At 42.3% G+C, this 22,107-nt stretch carries 24 protein-coding genes and 1 pseudogene; 22 read left to right on the top strand and 3 right to left on the bottom strand.

Features of this window, described 5'->3' with window-relative positions:
- Nucleotides 1-16: 16 nt before the first annotated feature.
- The 12 genes and pseudogenes from GPK88_RS02325 (at nt 17) to GPK88_RS02270 (ending at nt 8,687) form a co-directional block, all read left to right on the top strand.
- On the top strand, nt 17-397 hold the full coding sequence (locus GPK88_RS02325) for a TnpV protein (protein WP_173725449.1): 381 nt from the start codon (nt 17-19) through the stop codon (nt 395-397).
- Nucleotides 398-528: 131 nt separating this feature from the next.
- Entirely contained in the window at nt 529-825 is a 297-nt protein-coding gene (locus tag GPK88_RS02320) for a hypothetical protein (RefSeq protein WP_215707504.1), read from the top strand.
- 139 nt (nt 826-964) lie between these two features.
- Nucleotides 965-1,306 (top strand): annotated as a pseudogene (locus GPK88_RS02315) (ATPase, T2SS/T4P/T4SS family); the annotation flags it as partial.
- On the top strand, nt 1,303-2,079 hold the full coding sequence (locus GPK88_RS02310) for a type II secretion system F family protein (protein ID WP_173762361.1): 777 nt from the start codon (nt 1,303-1,305) through the stop codon (nt 2,077-2,079). The pseudogene GPK88_RS02315 and the gene GPK88_RS02310, both read left to right, overlap by 4 nt.
- Before the next feature lie 9 nt (nt 2,080-2,088).
- Nucleotides 2,089-3,120: a type II secretion system F family protein gene (locus GPK88_RS02305; RefSeq protein WP_148445941.1), complete on the top strand. Its 1,032-nt coding sequence runs from the start codon at nt 2,089-2,091 to the stop codon at nt 3,118-3,120.
- Nucleotides 3,121-3,157: 37 nt separating this feature from the next.
- Nucleotides 3,158-3,337 (top strand): Flp1 family type IVb pilin, encoded by a 180-nt coding sequence (locus GPK88_RS02300; protein ID WP_173762360.1) that lies wholly within the window; start codon nt 3,158-3,160, stop codon nt 3,335-3,337.
- 55 nt (nt 3,338-3,392) lie between these two features.
- Complete coding sequence (locus tag GPK88_RS02295) at nt 3,393-4,886, top strand: DUF5702 domain-containing protein (RefSeq protein ID WP_243278976.1); 1,494 nt, start codon at nt 3,393-3,395, stop codon at nt 4,884-4,886.
- Between the two features lie 18 nt (nt 4,887-4,904).
- Nucleotides 4,905-5,681, top strand: a complete 777-nt coding sequence (locus GPK88_RS02290; RefSeq protein WP_148445937.1) for a hypothetical protein — start codon at nt 4,905-4,907, stop codon at nt 5,679-5,681.
- Nucleotides 5,682-5,694: 13 nt separating this feature from the next.
- Complete coding sequence (locus GPK88_RS02285) at nt 5,695-6,111, top strand: prepilin peptidase (protein WP_148445935.1); 417 nt, start codon at nt 5,695-5,697, stop codon at nt 6,109-6,111.
- Nucleotides 6,108-6,539, top strand: coding sequence for a TadE family protein (locus GPK88_RS02280; protein WP_148445933.1), 432 nt, complete (start codon nt 6,108-6,110; stop codon nt 6,537-6,539). Before GPK88_RS02285 ends, GPK88_RS02280 begins: the two co-directional genes overlap by 4 nt.
- A 1-nt stretch (nt 6,540) precedes the next feature.
- Entirely contained in the window at nt 6,541-7,926 is a 1,386-nt protein-coding gene (locus tag GPK88_RS02275; protein ID WP_148445931.1) for a DUF6382 domain-containing protein, read from the top strand.
- A gap of 158 nt (nt 7,927-8,084) precedes the next feature.
- The gene (locus GPK88_RS02270; protein WP_330626526.1) at nt 8,085-8,687 is read left to right on the top strand and encodes a rhomboid family intramembrane serine protease; all 603 of its coding nucleotides are present in this window, start codon (nt 8,085-8,087) and stop codon (nt 8,685-8,687) included.
- Here the strand turns inward: GPK88_RS02270 and GPK88_RS02265 are convergent.
- Complete coding sequence (locus GPK88_RS02265; protein ID WP_173771627.1) at nt 8,654-9,328, bottom strand: two-component system sensor histidine kinase NtrB; 675 nt, start codon at nt 9,326-9,328, stop codon at nt 8,654-8,656. The two genes, GPK88_RS02270 and GPK88_RS02265, sit on opposite strands and share 34 nt — an antisense overlap.
- Nucleotides 9,329-9,456: 128 nt before the next feature.
- Here GPK88_RS02265 and GPK88_RS02260 point away from each other — a divergent pair, with 128 nt between their 5' ends.
- A complete protein-coding gene (locus GPK88_RS02260) occupies nt 9,457-9,861 on the top strand; it encodes an HIT family protein (protein WP_173771626.1) in 405 nt (134 codons plus the stop codon).
- A gap of 23 nt (nt 9,862-9,884) precedes the next feature.
- On the top strand, nt 9,885-10,253 hold the full coding sequence (locus tag GPK88_RS02255) for an RNA polymerase sigma factor (protein WP_215707503.1): 369 nt from the start codon (nt 9,885-9,887) through the stop codon (nt 10,251-10,253).
- A 222-nt stretch (nt 10,254-10,475) separates the two neighbouring features.
- Here the strand turns inward: GPK88_RS02255 and murG are convergent, their stop codons facing one another.
- The gene (gene murG, locus GPK88_RS02250; protein ID WP_173762355.1) at nt 10,476-11,543 is read right to left on the bottom strand and encodes an undecaprenyldiphospho-muramoylpentapeptide beta-N-acetylglucosaminyltransferase; all 1,068 of its coding nucleotides are present in this window, start codon (nt 11,541-11,543) and stop codon (nt 10,476-10,478) included.
- Between the two features lie 94 nt (nt 11,544-11,637).
- On the opposite strand from murG, the gene GPK88_RS02245 reads away from it, so the two are divergent.
- From GPK88_RS02245 to GPK88_RS02235, 3 genes are all read left to right on the top strand, one after another.
- Complete coding sequence (locus GPK88_RS02245; RefSeq protein WP_173762354.1) at nt 11,638-12,489, top strand: DUF4367 domain-containing protein; 852 nt, start codon at nt 11,638-11,640, stop codon at nt 12,487-12,489.
- A 67-nt stretch (nt 12,490-12,556) separates the two neighbouring features.
- Nucleotides 12,557-13,027, top strand: coding sequence for a DUF6147 family protein (locus GPK88_RS02240; RefSeq protein ID WP_180215121.1), 471 nt, complete (start codon nt 12,557-12,559; stop codon nt 13,025-13,027).
- A 383-nt stretch (nt 13,028-13,410) separates the two neighbouring features.
- The gene (locus GPK88_RS02235; protein ID WP_173771622.1) at nt 13,411-15,027 is read left to right on the top strand and encodes an MBL fold metallo-hydrolase RNA specificity domain-containing protein; all 1,617 of its coding nucleotides are present in this window, start codon (nt 13,411-13,413) and stop codon (nt 15,025-15,027) included.
- Nucleotides 15,028-15,094: 67 nt separating this feature from the next.
- Here the strand turns inward: GPK88_RS02235 and GPK88_RS02230 are convergent, their stop codons facing one another.
- A complete protein-coding gene (locus tag GPK88_RS02230) occupies nt 15,095-15,343 on the bottom strand; it encodes a TIGR03905 family TSCPD domain-containing protein (RefSeq protein WP_173762352.1) in 249 nt (82 codons plus the stop codon).
- A gap of 205 nt (nt 15,344-15,548) precedes the next feature.
- Here GPK88_RS02230 and GPK88_RS02225 point away from each other — a divergent pair, with 205 nt between their 5' ends.
- The 5 genes from GPK88_RS02225 (at nt 15,549) to galT (ending at nt 22,069) form a co-directional block, all read left to right on the top strand.
- Nucleotides 15,549-16,250 (top strand): 5'-methylthioadenosine/adenosylhomocysteine nucleosidase, encoded by a 702-nt coding sequence (locus GPK88_RS02225; RefSeq protein ID WP_148445914.1) that lies wholly within the window; start codon nt 15,549-15,551, stop codon nt 16,248-16,250.
- A 92-nt stretch (nt 16,251-16,342) separates the two neighbouring features.
- Entirely contained in the window at nt 16,343-16,717 is a 375-nt protein-coding gene (locus GPK88_RS02220; RefSeq protein WP_148445912.1) for a hypothetical protein, read from the top strand.
- Nucleotides 16,718-16,815: 98 nt separating this feature from the next.
- Complete coding sequence (locus tag GPK88_RS02215; RefSeq protein WP_173771631.1) at nt 16,816-17,985, top strand: class I SAM-dependent methyltransferase; 1,170 nt, start codon at nt 16,816-16,818, stop codon at nt 17,983-17,985.
- Nucleotide 17,986: 1 nt separating this feature from the next.
- A complete protein-coding gene (locus tag GPK88_RS02210; RefSeq protein ID WP_148445910.1) occupies nt 17,987-20,440 on the top strand; it encodes a hypothetical protein in 2,454 nt (817 codons plus the stop codon).
- 138 nt (nt 20,441-20,578) lie between these two features.
- The gene (gene galT / locus GPK88_RS02205) at nt 20,579-22,069 is read left to right on the top strand and encodes a UDP-glucose--hexose-1-phosphate uridylyltransferase (protein ID WP_173762351.1); all 1,491 of its coding nucleotides are present in this window, start codon (nt 20,579-20,581) and stop codon (nt 22,067-22,069) included.
- Nucleotides 22,070-22,107 lie beyond the last annotated feature (38 nt).

The raw sequence follows: 22,107 nt of genomic DNA, 5'->3' as shown, positions 1-22,107 counted from the left end.
AAAAGGAGAATATTTTATGCAGAACGAAATTTATGATGAGAAAAATGGACTTACTTATATGTTATGTGGTGATTATTATTTGCCAGAATTGGCACTTATAGATATCGAACCAACTTATGGGAAATATGGGATGCTTCGTAAAAGCTATTTACAGGAACACAGAAAGGCAAAATATCAAATATTGTTGTTACAAGGAAAACTTGTCGAGCATTTGAATCAGATTGATGCAGAAGCAAGGGATAGAGAAGAACAATTAGTAAAACAGATGATGGAGAAAGAAGGAATTACAGAGGAATTAAAAAGGCAAGACAACATGGAATGGACAAGGAGGATGAATACCCTTTGTCATGATGCAGAAGAGATGATTTTGACGGAAATGATATACACGAAAGGATAATGAACTGTATTGGATAGCAAGAATTTTGTAGCCCGGATAGCAAAAAAGTGGAAGTCCGGATAGCAAAAAAATAGAAGTCCGGATGGCAAGATTCTTGCTGTCCGGAAAGATAAAAAAGGGAGGGATTAAAAATGTTGGTTAAGTACATAATAAAAGTGTTTTTATATTTAATTCTTGCAGTAATGACCTTGATTCACTGGTTATTAAAAATTCCGATGATATTGGGAAATATTTTGCTTTACTTTTTATCAATTATATTTATTCTGACAGGTGTTTTGAGTTATGGATTTGCATTGGAATCTGTAAGAGAATGTGGTCGAATGATAATAATTGGGATGGCATTTGGTGCAATACCAGACTTTGTCCCATTTTTTGGAAAAAGTTTAGAGACATTGGTTGCAAAACTGTTGAGTATGACAAATGAATGAGAAAGTCGATATGAAAGAGGGCTGTGAAAGGCGCTCTTTTCTTTTTGCAACTGTGGAATGGCAAGATAATAACGTTATATACAGTGTATATTAAGTAAAGATATTGTATTTCTGCATGATGGAAACATAGGGAGTCCATATAAAGGCACTGAATACAGGACATGATGGGAGTCTGTCTACTCTTCATGCAAACAGCAGCAGAGATATGCTGTCCAGAATAGAAACTATGACGCTTATGGGAATTGATCTTCCCCTGGAAGCGATACGCAGGCAGATTGCCTCTGGCGTAGATGTTCTGGTACACCTTGGGCGAATGCGGGACAAAAGCAGAAAACTGCTTGAGATTACGGAGGTGTGTGGTTTTGAGAATGGAGAGATTCAGACACGGCCGCTGTATCGCAGGGAAGAAGGAAAAGGACTTGTAAAAGTAAATACACTTTTACGCTGTGAAAAAATGGAACGGGCGGGAATTAAATTATGAAAGAACGGAAAGGAAAGAAATGGGAATTTACGAGGAAAGATTACAGGACATATCATTTTACGGCGAAGGAGACAGCAAAGTATCTTCTGGAGGGAGTTGCCGTATGCGCTGCAGCCGATTATCTGTTTTATCAGAGCCTACCAGTACTGCTGTTTATGTTGCCGGTACCGGTGATTTTTCTGAAAATCCAGAAGAAAAAATGCATTGCAAGACAACAGCGGAATCTGAATTATCAGTTCCGGGATGCGCTGACATCCATGAATGTAGCCGTACAGGCCGGGTATTCTGCGGAAAATGCTGTGCGGGCCAGTGTGAAGGATCTGGGAAGACTCTACGAAAAGGGAAGTGATATTCTGGAAGAATTTCGTTATATCGAGAGTCAGCTGCGTTTAAGTGTTCCTGTGGAAGAACTGTTTCTGGATTTTGGAAAACGAAGCGGCGTGGAAGATATTGAGAATTTTGCGGCGGTATTTTATACAGCGAAACGGACTGGCGGAGATATGACGCAGATGATTCAGAAGGTTGCCAGGATGCTGGGAGATAAGATTGAAGTAAAAAAAGAAATAGAGGCAACGCTGGCTGCAAAAAAATCTGAACAGATGGTTATGAGCGTTATGCCGGCCGGCATTATCTGTTATCTGAAGCTGACTTCTCCGGGATTTCTGGATGTACTTTACGGAAATCCCTTTGGAATCTGTGCCATGACAGTTTGTATGGTAATTTATGGATTGTCTTACTGGCTGGGAGTGAAAATTGTAGATATAGAAGTGTAGGTGTGTGTGATGTGGATACATATTGTGATATTTATGGTGATTCTTGGAGCTTTTCTTGCCGGAAAGCTGGGGCGTCTGCCGCCGTGGGCAGGGAATGCAGAAGGACAGAAACTTTTTATCCTGGTAGCGCTTGCCGGAAATATCATCGGAATGCTTCTGACCGTTCAAAGTGGCGGAGGTACGGTGTATTCATCCGGATACCGTATGGAAAAAGAGGAGACAGGTGCTTACGAAGAGAAATTCATAGTATCTGTAGACGGAAAAAAAGCCGGCTCCCTGTATGTGCAGGTGCCGGAAAAGGAAACGGAAAAGTCCGGGGAAGAGCCGGAAACTGAGAAAGAACTGAGCGAAGAACAGCAGCGCGAGAAAGAACTGCAGGATATGATCGTACAGTATAACCAGAAAAAGAATGATCCCAGGTACTATTATCTTCCGGAAGAATGGAATGGAAAACACCTGGAATGGGAGCAGCCGAAGGATACAACCGGAAATCTGATTTCCGCATTGGGACTGGTTGCGGCAGCAGCAGTGGTAATCGCAAAAAGAAGAGAAGAAGAATCTGTTCAGATAAAGAGAAGAGAACAGATGCTGATGGATTATCCGGGGCTGGTTATGAAATTCACTCTTCTGGTACAGGCAGGTTTAACTGCGAGAAAGGCATTTCAGAAAATTGCCATGGATTATGGAAAAAGAGAAGAGGGAAATAAACGCGCAGCATATGAGGAAATCCGTACAGCATGTTATGAGATGGACAGCGGCGTTTCGGAAGCAGAGGCTTATCGTAGATTTGGAGAGCGGTGTGGACAGGTAAAATATAAAACGCTGTCAACACTTCTGATTCAGAATCTTCAGAAAGGAAGCCGGTATCTGTCTGATTTACTGGAAAAAGAATCTGTGGAAGCCTGGGAGGAAAGAAAAAGAAAGGCAAGAGTACTGGGCGAGGCGGCAGCAACGAAACTGCTTCTTCCGATGGTACTGATGCTTCTGGTTGTGATGGCAGTAATTATGCTGCCGGCCTGTCTTTCCTTTTACGGCGGATAGAAGAACCGTGTGAAAACACAGAAATGAGAGGTGACAAATGAAAAATATCTGGAAATATATGAAAGAATTTGTGGCGGAAGAAGATGCAGTGGGAGTTGTGGAGATTATTCTGATTCTGGTGGTTCTGATCAGTCTGGTTGTCATCTTTAAGCAACAGCTCACTTCGCTTGTTAAAAATATCCTTTCAAAAATCACCAAACAAAGTAATTCAATCTGAGAAGGATAAAAAACGGTAAGCGATGATTTACCGTTTTGGAAAGGAGAGGTACCCTTTGGCAAAGACAGTGAAAAAAGGCAGTATTACGATTTTTCTGGCGCTGATTCTGAGTGTTGTTCTGTCACTTGTATGTGCCAGTATCGAATCTGTACGTATGTCAGCTGCCAGGACGCAGATACTGAACAGTATGGATATCGGACTTTATTCCCTGTTCGGGCAGTACGACAGGACACTGCTTGAAAATTATGATCTGTTCGCATTCTATGCAGGTGGAAAAGATGAGGTAGATATGGCCTCTGTGTATGATAATTTTGAGTCCTATATGAAACCTGTATTAAAACAGAACAGTCAGAAACTGGAACTTTTGCAGGGAGGATTTAATGGATACCGTCTGCTGACTGACGGAGACGGAGAAGTTTTTTATCAGCAGGCTGCCGGTTATATGCGGGAAACACTCGGAAGTCAGGGGGTACAGATCCTTCTCGAAAAACTGAAAGACCAGGAAGAAAAAACAGACGAAGCGCAGAGAAAAGGAGAACAGTCTGAAAACGGTGGAAGTCTGGATTCCTATGATTCTGAGATTTCAAATGCGGCGCAGAAAAGTGAAGAAGCAAAGAATAACCAGGAGAATCAGAAGGAACAGGGAGATTTCGGAGATGGAGGAAGTGGAGATGATTTTACCGGTGGAGCAGATACAACCGTAGAAAATCCGATTCCGGTTATCAGAAGAGTCCGAAAAATGGGACTTCTCGATCTGGTAGTTCCGGCAGAACGTGGAATTTCAGATGCTTCCACAGACAGGAGAACATTGGCGTCAGGAAGAAAACTTCAGACGGGAATGGTAATGAATTCGGATATTCAGTCAGATACTTCCTATACTTCAGGAATTCTGTTTGGCCAGTATCTGCTGAAAAAACTGGGAAATTATCGAAAGCCTGCGTCTTCGGGACTGAACTACCAGGTGGAGTATATTCTGGGAGGAAAAAACAGTGACCGCGAGAATCTGAAATCTGTAGCAACAAAACTGCTTCTGATCCGTCAGGGCGTGAATATGGCATATTTAATTTCTGACGGAGGAAAACGTATCCAGGTAGAAACACTGGCTCTGGCAATTGCATCGGGTTTTTTGATTCCGCCGGCAGCAGTAGTAATTGAAGCTGCACTGATATTCTGCTGGGCGTTTGCGGAAAGTATTCTGGATGTGAGGGAACTGTTTGCAGGCGGGCATGTTCCGCTTGTAAAAACAGCAGCAGACTGGCAGCTATCTCTGGAAAATCTGGCGCATATTCTGGACAGGCTGGATTCTTCCAGAAAAGATTCCAGTGGAGGGATGTCTTATGAGGATTATCTCCGGGTTCTTCTTATGGCAAAAGGAAAACAGGAAAAAGTTACGAGAGGAATGGATATGATTGAATGTGCGATCCGTGAAAAAGGAAAAAGACCGGGATTTCAGATGGATCATTGTGTTGTTGCACTGGAAGCATCCGCAGATGTAAAAGCAAACAAAAAGAAAATATTTACGGTTACAAGGCAGTATGCCTATGAATAGAAAAGGAGGTGCACAGGGATGCTTTTTCAGAAAGAAAAAGAAGATAAAAATCAGATAAACAGACTGGATCAAAAAAGAGAAAGGCGCTCTCAAGGAAGGTTATTTCTGTTTTCCCCGATAAGCAGAAAACCGCTTTCTGAAAAAGTATCCCCGTGCACCTTTTTAAAGAAAGCAAGTCTTACACTGGAGACTGCACTGGTTTTGCCAATGTTCTTTTTTGGAGTGATTGCACTGATTTCATTTATGGATATTTACAGAGTCCAGACAGAGCATCTGACTGGTTTATGCCAGAAAACAAAAGAGGCAGGAATGTATGCTTATGGAACTGGCAGTTCCGGAGCAGAAACTGTTACATTGCCGGATGTATATTCCTATCAGCCTATCGGTGGTCTGATTCCGCTTCCAAAAATATGGTTCCACAACACGGTAAAGGTTCATGCATGGACAGGAGTGCTCTATGAAGAAGGAAATGATGCAGTGGAAAGCCAGCCAATGGTCTATGTGACAGAGTCTGGAACCGTGTATCACAGAACACTTGGATGCAGTTATCTGAATCTGTCTGTGCAGCAGTTATCCGGATCTTCGGTAAAAAATCTCAAAAATACATATGGGGAAAAATATCAGGCATGTGAACTTTGCAGTCGCGGGCAGGAACCGGCGGGAACTGTGTATATTACAAAAAAGAGCAATCGTTTTCACAACAGGGAAAGCTGCAGTGCACTGAAACGGTCTGTGCGAATGGTAAAAGAAGCAGAAGTATCCGGTGAAATGAGTGCCTGCGGGCGCTGTGGTTAAAAGGAGGAAGACTATGGACAGGCTGGAAATCTGTATGACTGTATTCCTGGGAATTAATACATGGACAGACATTCGGAAAAAAGAAATTTGTGTTCCGGTATTAAGTGTTTTTCTTGCAGGGGGAATTCTGTGGAGAATATGGGAAGGAACGTTTTGGGCAGATGGGCTGATTTCTATGGGAGCAGGTACAATTGCGGCGGTGATATCGGTGCTGACCAGGGGGGAAATCGGATTTGGAGACGGACTTCTGATTCTGGCAATGGGATCTGTACTGAAAAGTGGAGAATTACTGGGAGTACTCTGCGCTGCGCTTTTGCTGTGTGGAATCTATTCAGGCCTGCAGCTTCTGGTGTTTAAAAAGAAGCGTGATACGGAAATACCTTTTGCACCGTTTCTGCTGGTCGGATATCTGGGAGGAATACTTTTATGAAAAAACTGAAAAAAGGAAGTTTTACAATAGAAGCGGCATTATTGATGCCGTTGATCCTCATGGTGTTGATGGGGCTTCTGTATCTGGATTTTTTTGTACATAACCGGGCATGGCTGACGTCAGCGGCATATGAGGCGGCAGTCAGTGGAAGTATGGAAGGTTATAAAAAAGACGGAGACATATATGAAAAAGCAGATATTCAGGGTAGAATGCTTGGGAGTACCGGACTTCCGGGTGGTGAAAACCTAAGTATGCAGACCAGTGCAGGGAAAACCGTACAGGTAACCTATCAGATGGATGTACCGGCTGGTTTTCTGTCACAGAAATGGAAGATTGAAGTTTGCGGAAAGGCAGCTGTTTTGCGTCCGACAGGATGGATACGTAAAGTGAAGGGAACGGTGGATGTTTTGGAAGAGGTGAAAAAATAAAATGAAATCAGAATATAAGAGAGACATGAATCATAATTATCTGATTCTGACAGGAGAAGAGGCAATTGATACCAATTCCTATCAGGTTCGAATGATTGTGGCAAATGCAGTACCGGATCTTCTTCAGTGCCGGATTCAGGGGATAGATGGAAAATTCATGGTGTATTACGATGTGACTTCCAGGCATTCAATGACTGCTCTTTTTGAAGAAAAAAAGATTGGGATGGAAGAACTTCAGGTAATTCTGGGAGGATTTGTCCAGGTTATGGAAGCAATGTCCGAGTATCTTCTGAATCCCTGCCAGTTGATTCTGGAACCGGAATATATTTATCTGGATGCGGAAAAACAGAATGTCCGGTTCTGTTATCTTCCAGGATTTCACAGCGAGATACAGAAACAGTTTCAGAATCTGGCTGAATATATTCTTCCAAAGCTGAATCATGAAGACGGAAAAGCGGTTATGCTGGGATATGGCGTATACAGACGTGCACTGGAAGATAGTTTTCACCTGGAGTATATCAAAGAAGAACTTTATAAAGTGAAAAATGGAAAGGCATCAGATTTTGCCGCATACGAAAAAAAGAAGCCATTTAAGCAGGCAGAGAAAAGCCAGGAAGAGCATAAAGAACAGGAAGAACTCTGGCAGATGGAAAACTGGAACAGAGAAGACCTGGACGGGGTGGAAAAAAAGAAAAAGGACAGTAAGCCAAATAACAGAGAGGTGAAAAAAGAGAACAGGGACAGACTGTGGAAAACGGCAGGGTTTCTTTTGGCACTTCTGATTCTTCTGGGAATTACTGCGGGAATGGCGGCAGGATATCTTCCAAGAGTAAGCACCGGCGTATTTCTGTCTGTGATTCTGGGGTTGATGGTCCTTGGAATGCTGAGTTATATTCTGATGAAAAAGATTCCTGAGAAGAAACAGAATCCTCATGAGGAAACAGACAGGATCAGAGATTTTCAGGAAAAGAATATTTATGAGATTCCGCAGGAAAAAGAAAAACAGCCGGAAATAAAAGAGCACGAAGTATCAGAAGAAAATACGGAGTGTTTTGGAGAGACCGTAGTTCTTTCGGCAGGAATAACAAAGGGACCGGCTACTCTGGTCAGCCATGAGCCAGGAGAGCTGGCAACCATATATCTGGACCGGGATATTACAGTAATCGGAAAGCTGGAGACTGCAGCGGATGCAGTGATCAATATGCCTACCGTAAGCCGTATCCATGCAAAGATTCGAAAAAGAGATGGGGAGTATTATCTGACAGATCTGAATTCCAGAAATGGAACATCTGTTAATGGCCAGATCCTGAAAAACGGAGAAGACCGCCTTCTGGAAGACGAAGATGAAGTGGATTTTGCACAGGCTCGTTATATTTTTTTGAAATAACAGAGCGAAAATATCAGGTTTATGTCGTATTATATAATGGACCACAGGTTGTCTGTATAATGGAAATCTGTTAAAATAGTCCAATAGATTTGAATTTTCAGATTATAACGGCGCAGTTTTTGAGACTATCATGAAAAACTGCAGAAAAGAGGACTAAAGTGGAAGAAATAAAGAGAGAACCTGTGACTGCACTACTGATTTTGTTGAATACTCTTATTTTTCTTATTGTGGAATTCACCGGTGGTTCAGAGAATGGACAGCATATGCTGGAATGTGGTGCTGTTTATGCACCACTTATCATAGAGCAGGGACAATGGTATCGCATGATTACCAGTATGTTTCTGCATTTCGGTGCGCCACATCTGATTAATAACATGCTGGTACTGTTTGTTCTGGGACAGCGCCTGGAACCAGTTAACGGAAAAATGAAATTTCTGCTGATTTATATTCTTGGAGGACTGGGCGGGAATCTGATTTCTCTGATCTGGGATATGCGGACAGGAAATTATTCACTGTCAGCAGGAGCTTCCGGAGCTGTTTTTGCAGTGATGGGTGGAATGATTTATGTGATCATACGTCACAGAGGAAGAGTCGCAGATTTGAATATGAAGCAGATGCTGCTTATGGCTGCATTTTCTCTTTATTTCGGCTTTGCAAGTGGTGGAGTAGATAATGCAGCCCATGCAGGCGGTCTGTTGTGTGGCTTTATTGCTGCTGTAATCGTTTATCATCCAAGAAAAATATGGAAAACGGTTCCCTGACCAGGAGTACTCTCTATGGAGATACTGCCGTGATGAGCTTCAATAATCTGTCTGGAAATGGCAAGTCCGAGGCCGGTGCCAGATTCTTTTGTTGTGAAAAACGGCTGAAAAATATTGTCCAGCAGTTCTTTTGAAACCCCGCATCCATTGTCTTTAATATCGATACAGATACCGGATTTTTTGGAAAAAGCAGATACGGAAATTTTTCCGCCGGGAACAGGAACGGCTTCCCATGCATTTTTCAGAAGGTTCAGCAGCATTTCCCGGATTCGAATTTTGTCAAGCATTAAAACTGGAAGAGATTCCGGGATATGGGATTCAAAAGTAATACCCAGATAATCAAGAGTAGGTTTGATGGAAGAAATTACTGTTTTCAGATAATCGCAGGTATCTGTGGCTTCCAGCCGGATACGTCCTGCATTATTAAAAACAGAAAGATCATCAAGAAGATCTGTTACATAAGCGAGATTATCCATGACATCGTTCCAGTGGTCGTAATCTTCAACTTCTGGATGAGCGGAAGAAATCATCTGGAGTTCACTGCTGATCAGTGTTAGAGGATTTCGGATTTCATGAGAAAATTTGGAAAGTGTGTAATGAAAATCGTTTTTTAATTTACTGACTGTGTCATCGTTGCACATATTATCACCTCGGAGAAATATTAACATCAGAAATTTCAAATATCAACAAGAACAGTATTGAAAAAATCGACAAAATACGACACAATAAGAATAAGTGAAAATATTTTCTGAAACAGGAGGGCAATAAAATGGGAGATTGTATATTTTGTAAAATTGCAAATGGAGAAATTCCGGCAGCAACACTTTATGAGGACGAAGATTTTCGGGTAATTCTTGATCTGGGTCCTGCCAGCAAGGGGCATTCACTGATTCTTCCAAAGAAACATGCAGCCAATATTTATGAGCTTCCGGATGAAACTGCAGGAAAAGCTATGATCCTTGCAAAAAAAATGGCTGGCAAGCTTAGCGACGCACTGAATTGCGATGGCTTTAATATTGTGCAGAACAATGGAGAAATTGCGGGACAGACTGTATTTCATTTTCATATGCATCTGATTCCGAGATATAAAGGAGACGGAGTTGGACTGACCTGGACTCCGGGAGAACTCAGTGATGAGGTGAGAGACGAAATTCTAAAAAAGGTCAGAGACTAATCAATACCTACTAAAGAGGAAAAATGAAAAATCAGACATATGAAGAGTTTTACCTTAAGTATCGAAAAATATCCAGAGCATATGCATACGGAGTTTTGCATGACTGGAACATATCCGACGATGTCAGTCAGGATGTACTCTACAAAATGTATACCAAGCGGAAACATCTGAATATTGATAATGAAAAAATGATGTATTCTCTGATACGGAGAGCATCGGTGAATAAGGCGATGGATTACAAAAAGAAATCCAGTTTCCGGCATGAAGTTATCTGCACAGCCGACGTTACAGAAGTTCTGAATGTATATAAGACGGTTGATGCGGAAGAAGAACTTCTGCGTAAAGAGAAGAATAAATTTATGTATATGGTACTGGAAAGATTTCGTGAGTAGCAGCCTGTTAATTATGACATTCTGATTCAGGTTAAATATCTGGATGTTCCCGTTGAAGTAGTTGCAGAAGAGTACGGACTGACCAAAAGTGGCGTTAATAACAGGATATATAAGGCAAAGCGCTGGCTGAAAGAAGAATTTCGGAAAGTATACGAATAAAAAAAGAAAACCCTGCCGTATCTGAAAAAGAAATGGCAGAGTTTTCTGTATGAGAGCGGTGTGTCAGGAACGGGCACACTCTTCAATAAGATCGGTAATCTTGCTGATAGAATCCACACGGCCGTTTCCTGCCATGGCATCTGTATATTTCTGGCGGTCAGTATAAAGCTGGCGGATTGTATCCAGAAGTTTGGCTTCTGTGATTTCTTCTTCCTCCAGTACCATGCTGAAGCCCTGACGTTCGAAAGAACGGGCATTGAGAATCTGATCACCACGGCTGGCTTTTGCTGAGAGTGGAATCAGAAGATTAGGCTTATGAAGCTCGCGGATTTCGCAGATTGCGTTGGCACCTGCACGTGAAATTACGATATCAGCCATGGCGAACAGATCTGGAAGCTCATCCTGAATATATTCATACTGAACATATCCGGCAGTACCGTTAAGGCTTTCATCTGTTTTACCTTTTCCGCAAAGATGGACAACCTGGAATTCTTTCAGAAGTTCAGGGAGAATTTTGCGTACATTATCATTGACGGAGGCTGCACCAAGGCTGCCACCGATGACCATAAGTACCGGTTTGTCCGCTGTGAAACCACAGAATTTGCGTCCGGCTTCGGCACTTCCGGAAAGAAGTTCCTGGCGGATTGGAGTTCCTGTAAGAACTGCTTTTTCGGCAGGAAGATTTGCAACTGTCTCAGGAAAATTACAGCAGATTTTAGATGCTGAAGAGAGACAGAGTTTATTGGCAAGACCCGGGGTCATATCGGATTCATGGATAAGAGCCGGAATTTTTAAGCGTTTTGCAGCAATTACAACTGGAACGGTAACGAATCCACCTTTGGAGAAAACAACGTCCGGTTTCAGCTCTTTGAGAATTTTTCTGGCCTGGCTGAAGCCCTTCAGGACACGAAACGGGTCAGAAAAGTTTTTGAGATCGAAGTAACGTCTCAGCTTTCCGGATGAGATTCCATAGTAGGGAATTCCCAGTTCTTCGATCAGTTTTTTTTCGATTCCATTATAGGAACCGATATAGGAAATTTGATAACCAAGCTCCTTGAGCCTTGGAATCAGGGCAATATTTGGAGTTACATGGCCGGCAGTACCACCGCCGGTAAGTACGATGTGTTTCATTTGGATTCCTCCTGAATAGTCATATATACTATCATTAAATATGAACTCTAACGGAGGAATTGTCAAGGAAAGATACGATTGCAGGAGAAAAATAATGGTAGATTTCAGGGATGATGAACTGAAAAAATGGTTGGCAGAAGAATACGAACGAGAAATCGACGAAATGGAAAAAGTGCTGTTTCCGGATGGAGTCCTTCCAGATGACGGGGAAACAGAAGAAGAGGCAAAAGCTGCTTATCAGAAACTTGTAGCGAGGCTGAAAGCAGATGGGGTTTATGAAGAAGATGAAGAAAATGGCAGCAAAGAGGCTGATGACCATAAAGCAGATACAAAGGAAAAAATTGTCTATCTTCCTGAAAAAAGGCATCATAAACTGGCCCGTGTGGCGGCTGTGGTGCTTGTATGTGCAGCAGGCGTATTCGCCGCAGGAATGACCAGCCAGGCGAATCGGAGTTATTTTATTGATTCTGTGAAGATATGGACGGGAAATGATACGAGCATTAGTATAGATAATGATGCGACCAGTGATGAAGTTGAGAGAGATGAGCAAGGTGCGATTGATGATATAAAAAATCAAATGGGATTTGATAAAATTCCTAAATTTATGTATCGTCCCGAAAATTTTAAGTATAAAGATTATTTAATCCATTCCAATACAGGTATTGCATTAATGGAATACTGTTATGGAAAATCTGTTATAACGGTTTATATCAGTGATTATAGAAATAACAGTAAGACAACGGATTATGTTCTTGATGGGCAGATAATAGAATCATTAAAAATAAAAGATGAAAAATTTGAAATTGAAATACGAAAAGTAAAAGATAAGCAGGATAAGAAAGAAAATTATGTTGCATATTGGAAAACAGATAGAGCATTTTATCAAATCAGCGGAAATATGGAAGAAAAAGAATTTATAAAATTAATAGAAAATATACATTTTTAAGAGAGCATTTTATTTTAATATCGTATAAGTTTATGTAATGGAAGTTACAGGAGTGAAGGGAGCAAGTATGATAGGAAAAATGAAAAGAGTGCTCGGAATCTTATTTTTAGTATTATGTCTTGGTAGTATAGGTGTAGTTACTGCTTCAGCCGGAGAAATAGCCGATAGTGATCTGGAAACAGATGAAGATTTTGCTGAAGATACAACGTATAGCATGTTACGTGGAAATAATCTGAACTTTGGAACTACAGCTATCAATAAATTGGCCAGCAATAAAGTTGCCATCTCAGGAATTACACAGTGCCATCATGTCTGCAGTACAGTTTATTTGACTTTAACACTGGAGCGAAAAGTGAAGGGAACATATTCTACATATAAGAGTTGGGAATTTACAGCCTCTAATGCTACCAATCTTGATAAAAACTTAACAGTACTTGTACCAAGCGGCTACTACTACCGTGTACGTGGCTATCATGCAGCAAAAGACGGAAGTAAAGAATCTGTCTCAACCTTAACCAAAGGCGTTCTGGTAAAATAACAATCATCAAATAAAAAAATCCAAAATTCAATCCCCGGTGATGTTCACCCCCTTTTAAAAAAAACAAAAATCCAGTAAACTTACATTACCTTCGCCGGGGAGAATTCAAAAATTCTGAAATATTCTGAAAAATAAAAACAATTCTCCAAAAATCAATTCTAAAAATTCGATATATTCCACAAAAAGACTGTCAAAAATAAAACATTTCGTGTATAATAAATACAATAACAAGCCGTTTCTAAACAGAATGTCCGTTAATTCTGTTTGAACACGTTATTTTATAAATTGCGGTGTTTCAGGAAATTCTCTGTATGATTGCCAGATTCAGCGCTTTCTGTGATACAGAAATTTTTAAAACACCGGACGGAAAAGGGGGCTTATGCATGAAGATAACATTTATCGGCGCAACGCATGAGGTGACCGGAAGCTGTTATTATCTGGAAGCGGCGGGCCGGAAGTTCCTGGTAGATTATGGAATGGAACAGGGACCGGACTACTACGAAAATAAGGAATTGCCAGTAGCTCCAGGTGATCTGGATTTTGTGCTTCTGACGCATGCACATATGGATCATTCAGGAAATCTTCCCGCTTTGTATGCCAAGGGTTATCAGGGACCGATCTATGCAACAGAGGCGACCTGCAATCTCTGTGATATTATGCTTCGTGACAGTGCACACATCCAGATGTTTGAGGCAGAATGGAGAAACCGTAAGGGCCGCAGAGAAGGCAAGCCGGAATTTGTACCTGCTTATACTATGGAAGATGCCATGGGAGTGCTTCGGAATTTTGTCAGATGTCCGTACGATAAGATTATTAAACCTGCAGAAGGAATAGAGGTACGTTTTGTAGATGCAGGACATCTTCTTGGTTCCAGCAGCATTGAGATCTGGCTCACCGAGGATGATAAAAAGGAAAAAATCGTATTTTCCGGTGATATCGGTAATCTTAATCAGCCGCTGATTAAGGATCCGGTATATATTAAAGAGGCAGATTATGTTGTTATGGAATCTACCTATGGAGACAGAAGTCACGGAGAGAGGCCGGACTATCCGGCTATGCTGGCTGAGATTATCCAGAGAACCTTTGACAGAGGAGGTAATCTGGTAATTCCGTCCTTTGCAGTAGGCCGTACCCAGGAGATGTTGTATTTTATTCGTCAGATCAAGGAGATGGGTCTGGTCCATGGACACGATGGATTTACCGTATATGTAGACAGTCCTCTTGCCAATGAGGCAACTACGATTTTCAGTGAGAATGCCTACACCTGCTATGATGAAGAAGCGATGGATCTTTTAAAGAAGGGGATTAATCCACTGTCTTTCCAGGGTCTGAAGACGTCAGTTACTACAGATGATTCCAGAGCCATCAATTTTGACGAAAACTGCAAGGTGATTATTTCCGCCAGCGGTATGTGCGATGCAGGACGTATCAAGCATCATCTGAAACACAATCTGTGGGACCCGAGAAATACAGTACTTTTTGTAGGATACCAGGCAATTGGAACACCTGGCCGGGCTTTGCTGGAAGGTGCCACAGAGATGAAACTGTTTGGTGAGACTGTGCAGGTAGCAGCGGAAATCTGTAGGATGCCCGGAATCAGCGGCCATGCAGATGTAAACGGGCTTCTGGACTGGGCGAAGGCATTTGAGACGAAACCGAAGCATGTGTTTGTCACACATGGAGACGATACGGTAACAGAGGTTTTTGCACAGAGACTGAGAGAAGAACTGGGATATGATGCCACAGCGCCGTTCAGCGGAACCGAATATGACCTTCTGGAGAATAAATGTATCCATGAAGCTGTGGGAGTCCGTATTGTAAAGGCAACCGCTTCACCGAAGACAACCAAAGCTGCACGTGCATACGAGAAACTTCTGGCTATGGGACGCCGCCTGATGACCATAATCCGGAAGAATGAAGGCTGCCCGAACAAAGATCTGGATCGTTTTGCAAGAGATATTCAGTCACTGTGTGATAAATGGGACAGAACGGATATCTGACAGAAAAAAATCACCCTGCGGAAAATCTTCGCAGGGTGATGATTTAACAGAATCTCTGATTGGCAGATCAGCCTTCGTTCAGTGCCTGACGGATAGCTTTTGCCAGCTGATCCGGACATGAAGTAGGCTTGAATCCACAGCGTATTCCTTCCAGACGGCTGATTACTTCATCTGCATCCATTCCTTCTGCAAGATGGGCAACGCCCTGAGTATTTCCGGAACATCCACCTGTGAATTTGATGTTGTGAACTTTCTTATTATCGTCGATCTCGAACTCAATTCCCTGAGCACAGACACCTTTTGTCTTATAAACCATGAATGGTACCTCCTTATATTTATTTGCTGTTCACAAAGTGAGCAGTGACTTTCTGTATCTTCCGATTATATCATCTCTCAAAAAAAGTTTCCATAAAAAATAAAATTTGTTATAATGAACGTTGTAGAAAAAGAAAAAGCACTTCTGGGCAGAAAAAAACAGAAACTCAGAGGGATACTATATTGAAAGAGAGGATTTACAGATCATGAAATGTGTTGGAATTATAGGTGCAATGGAGCAGGAAGTTGCAAGACTGAAAGAAGTTATGGAGAATGTTTCCATTACAACAAGAGCTGGCATGGATTTCTATGAAGGAATTCTGGAAGGAAAGAAAGTAGTAGTAGTACAGTCCGGAATCGGTAAGGTAAACGCGGGAATGTGTACCCAGATTCTGGTGGATCTTTTTCAGGTAGAGGCTGTAATCAATACCGGTATTGCAGGCAGTCTGAATAATGATATCAACATCGGAGATATCGTACTTTCCACAGATGTTCTTCATCATGATATGGATGCAACAGGATTTGGATATCCGAAGGGACAGATTCCGCAGATGAAGGAATTTTCCTTCCAGGCAGATGAGTGCCTGCGTAAAATTGCTCACAATGTATGTGAGGAAGTAAATCCGGAAATTCAGGTTTTTGAGGGAAGAATTGCTTCCGGAGACCAGTTTGTATGTGATCAGGGCGTGAAGGATGCCATTGTAAAAGAATTTGGTGCATATGCAGTTGAGATGGAGGGTGCGGCAATTGGACAGGCAGCAGCCCTTAACGGGGTACCGTTTCTGATTATCCGTGCAATTTCCGATAAGGCAGACAACAGTGCAAATATGGATTATCCTGCATTTGAGAAACTTGCCATTGAGCATAGTGTCCGCCTGACACAGGGAATGCTGAAACAGATGGCATAATAGGGATATCCGCTTTACAGGCAGAACGGGAACCGTCGTATTTCTGCTGCATATACTGGAAGAGATAGCAGAGAGAGGACATAAGGACTGTTATGCTTTATCGAGATTTTTATCCGTTTTATGCTGCACAGGGGAATCCTGTTTTTTATAATGAAGAGCGGGAGCAGGAGAGAGAATTTGATCTGATGAGATCCTACTATCCGGATACAGCCAGAAAGATTCAGGAGAAGGCGGAAGCACAGTGTCAGCTTCTGGATTATGAAGGCAGCCGTCTTTATGATGAATATCCGGATCGTTTCATGCTTTATCATATATGCAGCCAGATAAAAGAGGAAATGGCAGCAGATACCAGTGCACAGGAAATGCCGGGAGGTTTTCTGGATGATCTGATTGAAGTACTGGTATATCAGGAGATTTCCAGAAGAAGATGCAGAAGACGGAGATGCAGGTCGTATTTTCCACGTTGAAAATACGCTTACCCCTGGATGAGGACAGAATCAATGACAGGTTCGTCCAACATCTGTCCATATACAATAAAACAAAAAATGAATATAATGGAAGTATGATGAAAACAATAAGGGAATTTTTAGAAGAACAGATTAATGAACAGCTGATTCAGGCTGTTGTCAGCGGCCGCAGGACCGGCGAGGGACCTTCCAAGGTGAAGCTTCGTCCTGTGGAGCTGAAAGGAAAGATTTTTTACCAGGCGTCCATGACTGAGGGGCCGAAGGTTTATCATAAGAATTATTCAAGAGAAGAGATGATTGATTATCTGGAACATGCCATGGAGGAATTCCGACAGCTTCAGGCAACCGGACGCAGTCAGGATGGAAGCATTCTTATCAGCAAAAAAGGAAAGGCAACCATCAAAACCAAACATCATGAAACCACACAGAATGAGAAGGTAAAGATTGCGCCCCACAACCGGGTAAAACAGTATATTCTCAAGGAGGGAACGGCAGCCCCGTTTCTGGTAGACCTGGGTGTGATGACAAAAGACGGGAAAATTGTTGCTTCCCGATATGATAAGTTTAGACAGATTAACCGTTTTCTGGAGTTTATCCGGGATATTCTTCCGAAACTTCCAAAAGACAGAGAGATTACGATTCTGGATTTTGGATGCGGAAAGTCCTATCTGACATTTGCGATGTACTACTATCTGCGGGAGCTGGAGGGATTCGATGTAAATGTCATAGGTCTGGATCTGAAAGAAGATGTGATCCGTCACTGCAGTGAACTTGCCAGATCTTACGGTTACGACAAGCTGCATTTTTATCAGGGAGATATCGCCGGATATGAGGGCGTTTCTTCTGTAGATATGGTGGTGACGCTTCATGCCTGCGACACAGCTACAGATTTTGCCCTTGCGAAGGCGGTGGAATGGGGGGCACAGGTAATTCTCTCGGTTCCGTGCTGCCAGCATGAACTGAACCGTCAGATCAGAAATGAAACTTTACAGCCGATTATGCGATATGGGATTCTGAAAGAGCGTATGGCGGCACTGATTACAGACGGTCTGCGTGCCGAATTGCTGGAAAGTAAGGGATATGATACGCAGCTGCTTGAATTTATTGATATGGAACACACACCGAAGAACATTCTGATCCGTGCAGTAAAAACCGGAAAGAAAAAGAGCAGGGACAGTTTTGCGGACTCCATGAAAGCTCTTCACGTGAATCCTACACTGGACAGGCTCCTCTATCCGGATGAGTCAGCCTCACAGAAGGGAGAGTGACATGAAAAAAATCCTACGCAAGGGAGCAATACTGCTGGTGATTTTTGTGGCAGTTGTGGCAGGTACGTCACTTCTGATGAACAGTCAGTCTACGGATAACCGTTCTGATATGAATGATGCCACGCTTCCGGAAGTAATGGTAAAAATTGGAAGCACGCAGGCGAATAAAATGTATGGCTATAAGCAGCAGATGCAGACAGATTTTATGCGTGGCAGTATTACACCGTTGGATACAACCAAAAAGGTGACTTTTGAAATCAATCCATATTCAGATACAGTAACAGGACTTGCTTATGAAGTACGGACTTCAGATGGAAGCAAGGTTATGGAGAACCGTAAGATCAAGAATCTTACAAAAGAAGAAAATGGATATCTGAGTACGGAGATCGAAATAGGAAGCGATCTTCGCATGAACCAGGAATATTCCATGCAGATTACACTGGATACCAATGAGGGAGAAGTTTATTACTATACCAGGGTGGTTTCCAGAACGCAGTTGAACACAGAGGAGTATCTTCAGTTTGTAAAAGATTTTTCTGTTAAATGTCTTGATAAGGAACAGGCAGATACCCTGGCCGGTTACCTGGAAGCGGAAGATACATCCAGTGGAACGAATTTTAATAATATTACGATTAACTCAGGACTGTCCAACATCAGCTGGGGTTCACTTTCCCCAAAACTTTATATGGAAGGCGTTCCGCTGATTGATGATATCAATGAGACGACCGCAAGTATTACACTGAATTATCAGATTTCCGCACAGAATGATGAGGATAAAACCGAAATTTATGATGTTACGGAATTTTACCGTATGCGTTACACAGAAACAAGAATCATGCTTCTTGATTTCAAACGGTCTGCAACAAAAGTTTTTGATCCATCTCAGACAGTTGTTTCGGATGCAGGCCTTCTTCTTGGAATCCGGGACAAAAATGTCACCTATGCAGTAAACGGCGATGGAAAAATTGCTGTTTTTGAACAGGATGGAGATCTCTGGTCTTATGCACCGTCAAGTGGTAAGATTACAAGAATCTTCAGTTTCCGCAAGGATGAAGAGAATGATTCGCGATATGTGCGAAACGAGCACGATATCAAGATCATTCGTGTGGCTGATAATGGAGATGTGGATTTTGTATTATATGGTTATATGAACCGCGGTGTTCATGAAGGATACAGCGGTGTCTGTGTCTATCATTACAACAGCGACCGGAATGTGGTAGAAGAAAAAGTTTTCATACCAAGCACGGAATCTTACGAGTTTCTGAAAGAAGATCTTGGTACGCTTACTTATGTAAACAAAAATAATCAGCTGTTTCTGCTTTTTGCCCAGAAACTTTATCAGGTAGATATTGAGACGGGAACTTCAGAGGTTCTGGAAGAAGGTATCAAACAGAATCATTTTGTGGTTTCCGATACCAAGGCACATGCCGCATGGCTGATTACCTCCGGAGATGACCAGGGGAAAATCAGGGAGATTGAATTTGATTCACTGAAAACAAGAGATCTTTCCCCGGAGAATGGGCAGAAACTGCGGGTTCTGGGATTTATGAATGAAGATCTTGTATATGGAATTCTTTCGGATGCGGACATCCTTACCGATGCCAACGGACATGAGACAGAAGGTCTCAGTACTTTCCGCATTGAAAGTTTTAAAGGCAAGGTAAAGAAAGAATACCATCAGGACGGACTTTATATCACAAATGTAACTGTCGGCAGTACCATGATGGAGTTTGAGCTTTCTGCCAAATCCGGAAATGCCTATGCTGTTCAGAAAAAAGATAATATCATGAATAACAAAAAAGCATCCGGAAGTCAGGTGGATGTAGCTCTGATTACTACAAACCGTGCCGGAACCATGATTCGTTTGACCATGAATCAGAAACCGGAAACCGATAATCCGCTGCTTGTTTATTCAAAAATTGAAAGTACAGAGGATTCACCGGTAACACTGGACACTACAGTTCCACAGGGAGAACTCTACTATGTCTATGCATATGGTACGCTTGACCGGATCTATACAGATCCTGCGGCTGCTGTAAAACGTGCAGATGACCAGACAGGAGTTGTTCTTAACCGTGCCCAGCAGTACGTATGGGAACGTGGAAATAAGAAGACAAAGATGCAGCTGAATATAGAGGATGTACCGGAAATCATACGTACAGCCAACTGGAAAAAGAAAGAGCTTCAGGATGGCCTGGGAGATGCCGGAACCGTGATTGACCTGACTGGCTGCAGTCTTGACAGTGTTCTTTATGAGGTAAGTGCCCAGAGACCTGTAATTGCCAAAACAGGAGAAAATTCCAGTGTGGTGATTGTAGGGTATGATGAATACAATACGTATCTTTATGATCCGTCTACAGGACAGACAGCGCCATATGGACTGAATGACAGTACAGCACTGTTTGAAAGTGCGGGAAATGTATTTCTTACTTATATAGAAAATATTACCGAGTAATATAAAAAATGGCCGGACAGAGGCCCTGGGGTTACAGCAGAATGGCATACGGGAAATCCCGTTTGGCATAAATCGGAAAACGTGGTGAAACATACACCCGTTTTCCGGAAAAAGCGCGACAGGAAAGGGGAAAATGCAATGTTAAGTGAAAGTATCAAAAAACTGGTGCAATATGGAGTGGAGAGTGGTATTACACCGGAATGTGAAAGAATCTATGCAACAAATCTTCTTCTGGATGCCTTCGGTGAAAGCGAATATACAGAACCGGAGACAGAATATGCTAAAATTGACCTTGAGGAAACTCTGAATGAGCTTCTTGATGAAGCTGTAAAGAGGGGCATTATTGAGGACAGTGTCGTATACAGAGATCTCTTTGATACAAAACTTATGAACTGTCTGATGCCACGTCCGGCGCAGGTGCAGAAAGAGTTCTGGGATGCTTATAAAGAAGATCCGGAAAAAGCTACGGATTTCTTTTATAAACTGAGCCAGGACAGCAACTACATCAGACGTTACCGTGTGAAAAAAGATCAGAAGTGGACAGTAGACAGCAAATATGGTAAGATCGATATCACCATCAATCTGTCCAAACCGGAAAAAGATCCAAAGGCAATTGCAGCTGCCAAACTGGTGAAGTCCAGCAGTTATCCGAAATGCCTGCTTTGTCCGGAGAATGAAGGATATGCAGGAAGGGTGAACCATCCGGCGAGAGAGAATCACAGAATTATTCCAATTACGATTAATGACAGTCCATGGGGCTTCCAGTATTCCCCATATGTTTACTACAATGAACATTGCATCGTATTTAACAGCAAACATACTCCGATGAAGATTGAGAGAAATACATTTATCAAGCTGTTTGATTTTGTGAAGCTGTTCCCGCATTATTTCCTTGGTTCCAATGCAGATCTTCCGATTGTTGGTGGTTCTATCCTGAGCCATGATCACTTCCAGGGCGGACATTATACGTTTGCCATGGCGAAGGCTGAGATTGAGAAACATGTGACGATTCCGGGATATGAAGATGTGGAAGCCGGTATTGTTAAGTGGCCGCTTTCTGTTTTACGTATTCGCAGTAAAGATGAGAAACGACTGATTGATCTGGCAACACATGTGCTGGCGAACTGGAGAGGTTATACAGATGAAGCGGCATTTGTTTTTGCAGAGACAGATGGGGAGCCTCACAATACGATTACACCAATTGCACGTAAAGTGGGAGATACTTTTGAACTGGATCTGACACTTCGAAACAACATTACAACAGACGAGAATCCCCTTGGTGTTTATCATCCTCATGCACAGTATCATCACATCAAGAAAGAAAATATCGGTCTCATTGAGGTTATGGGACTGGCAGTTCTTCCGGCTCGCCTGAAAGAGGAACTGGAACTTCTGGAAGAGTATATTTTAAGCGGCAAAGATATTGCTTCCAACGAGAAGATTGAGAAACATGCCGCATGGGTTGCAGAATTTCTGCCGAAATATGAGAAACTTGACAAAGATAATATTCAGGAAGTTCTCCGCAAAGAAGTGGGCAATGTATTTGTTCACGTGCTGGAGGATGCCGGTGTTTATAAATGCACACCAGAGGGCAGAGAGGCATTTATGAGATTTATCAACACTCTGTAGTATACGGAGGCGCACCGGTGATGGGTATGTATTTCAGG

Origin of the sequence: Blautia sp. MCC269, assembly GCF_018785655.1 — a bacterium.
GTDB lineage: Bacteria > Bacillota > Clostridia > Lachnospirales > Lachnospiraceae > Blautia_A.
This window is presented reverse-complemented; position numbering and strand designations above follow the sequence as displayed.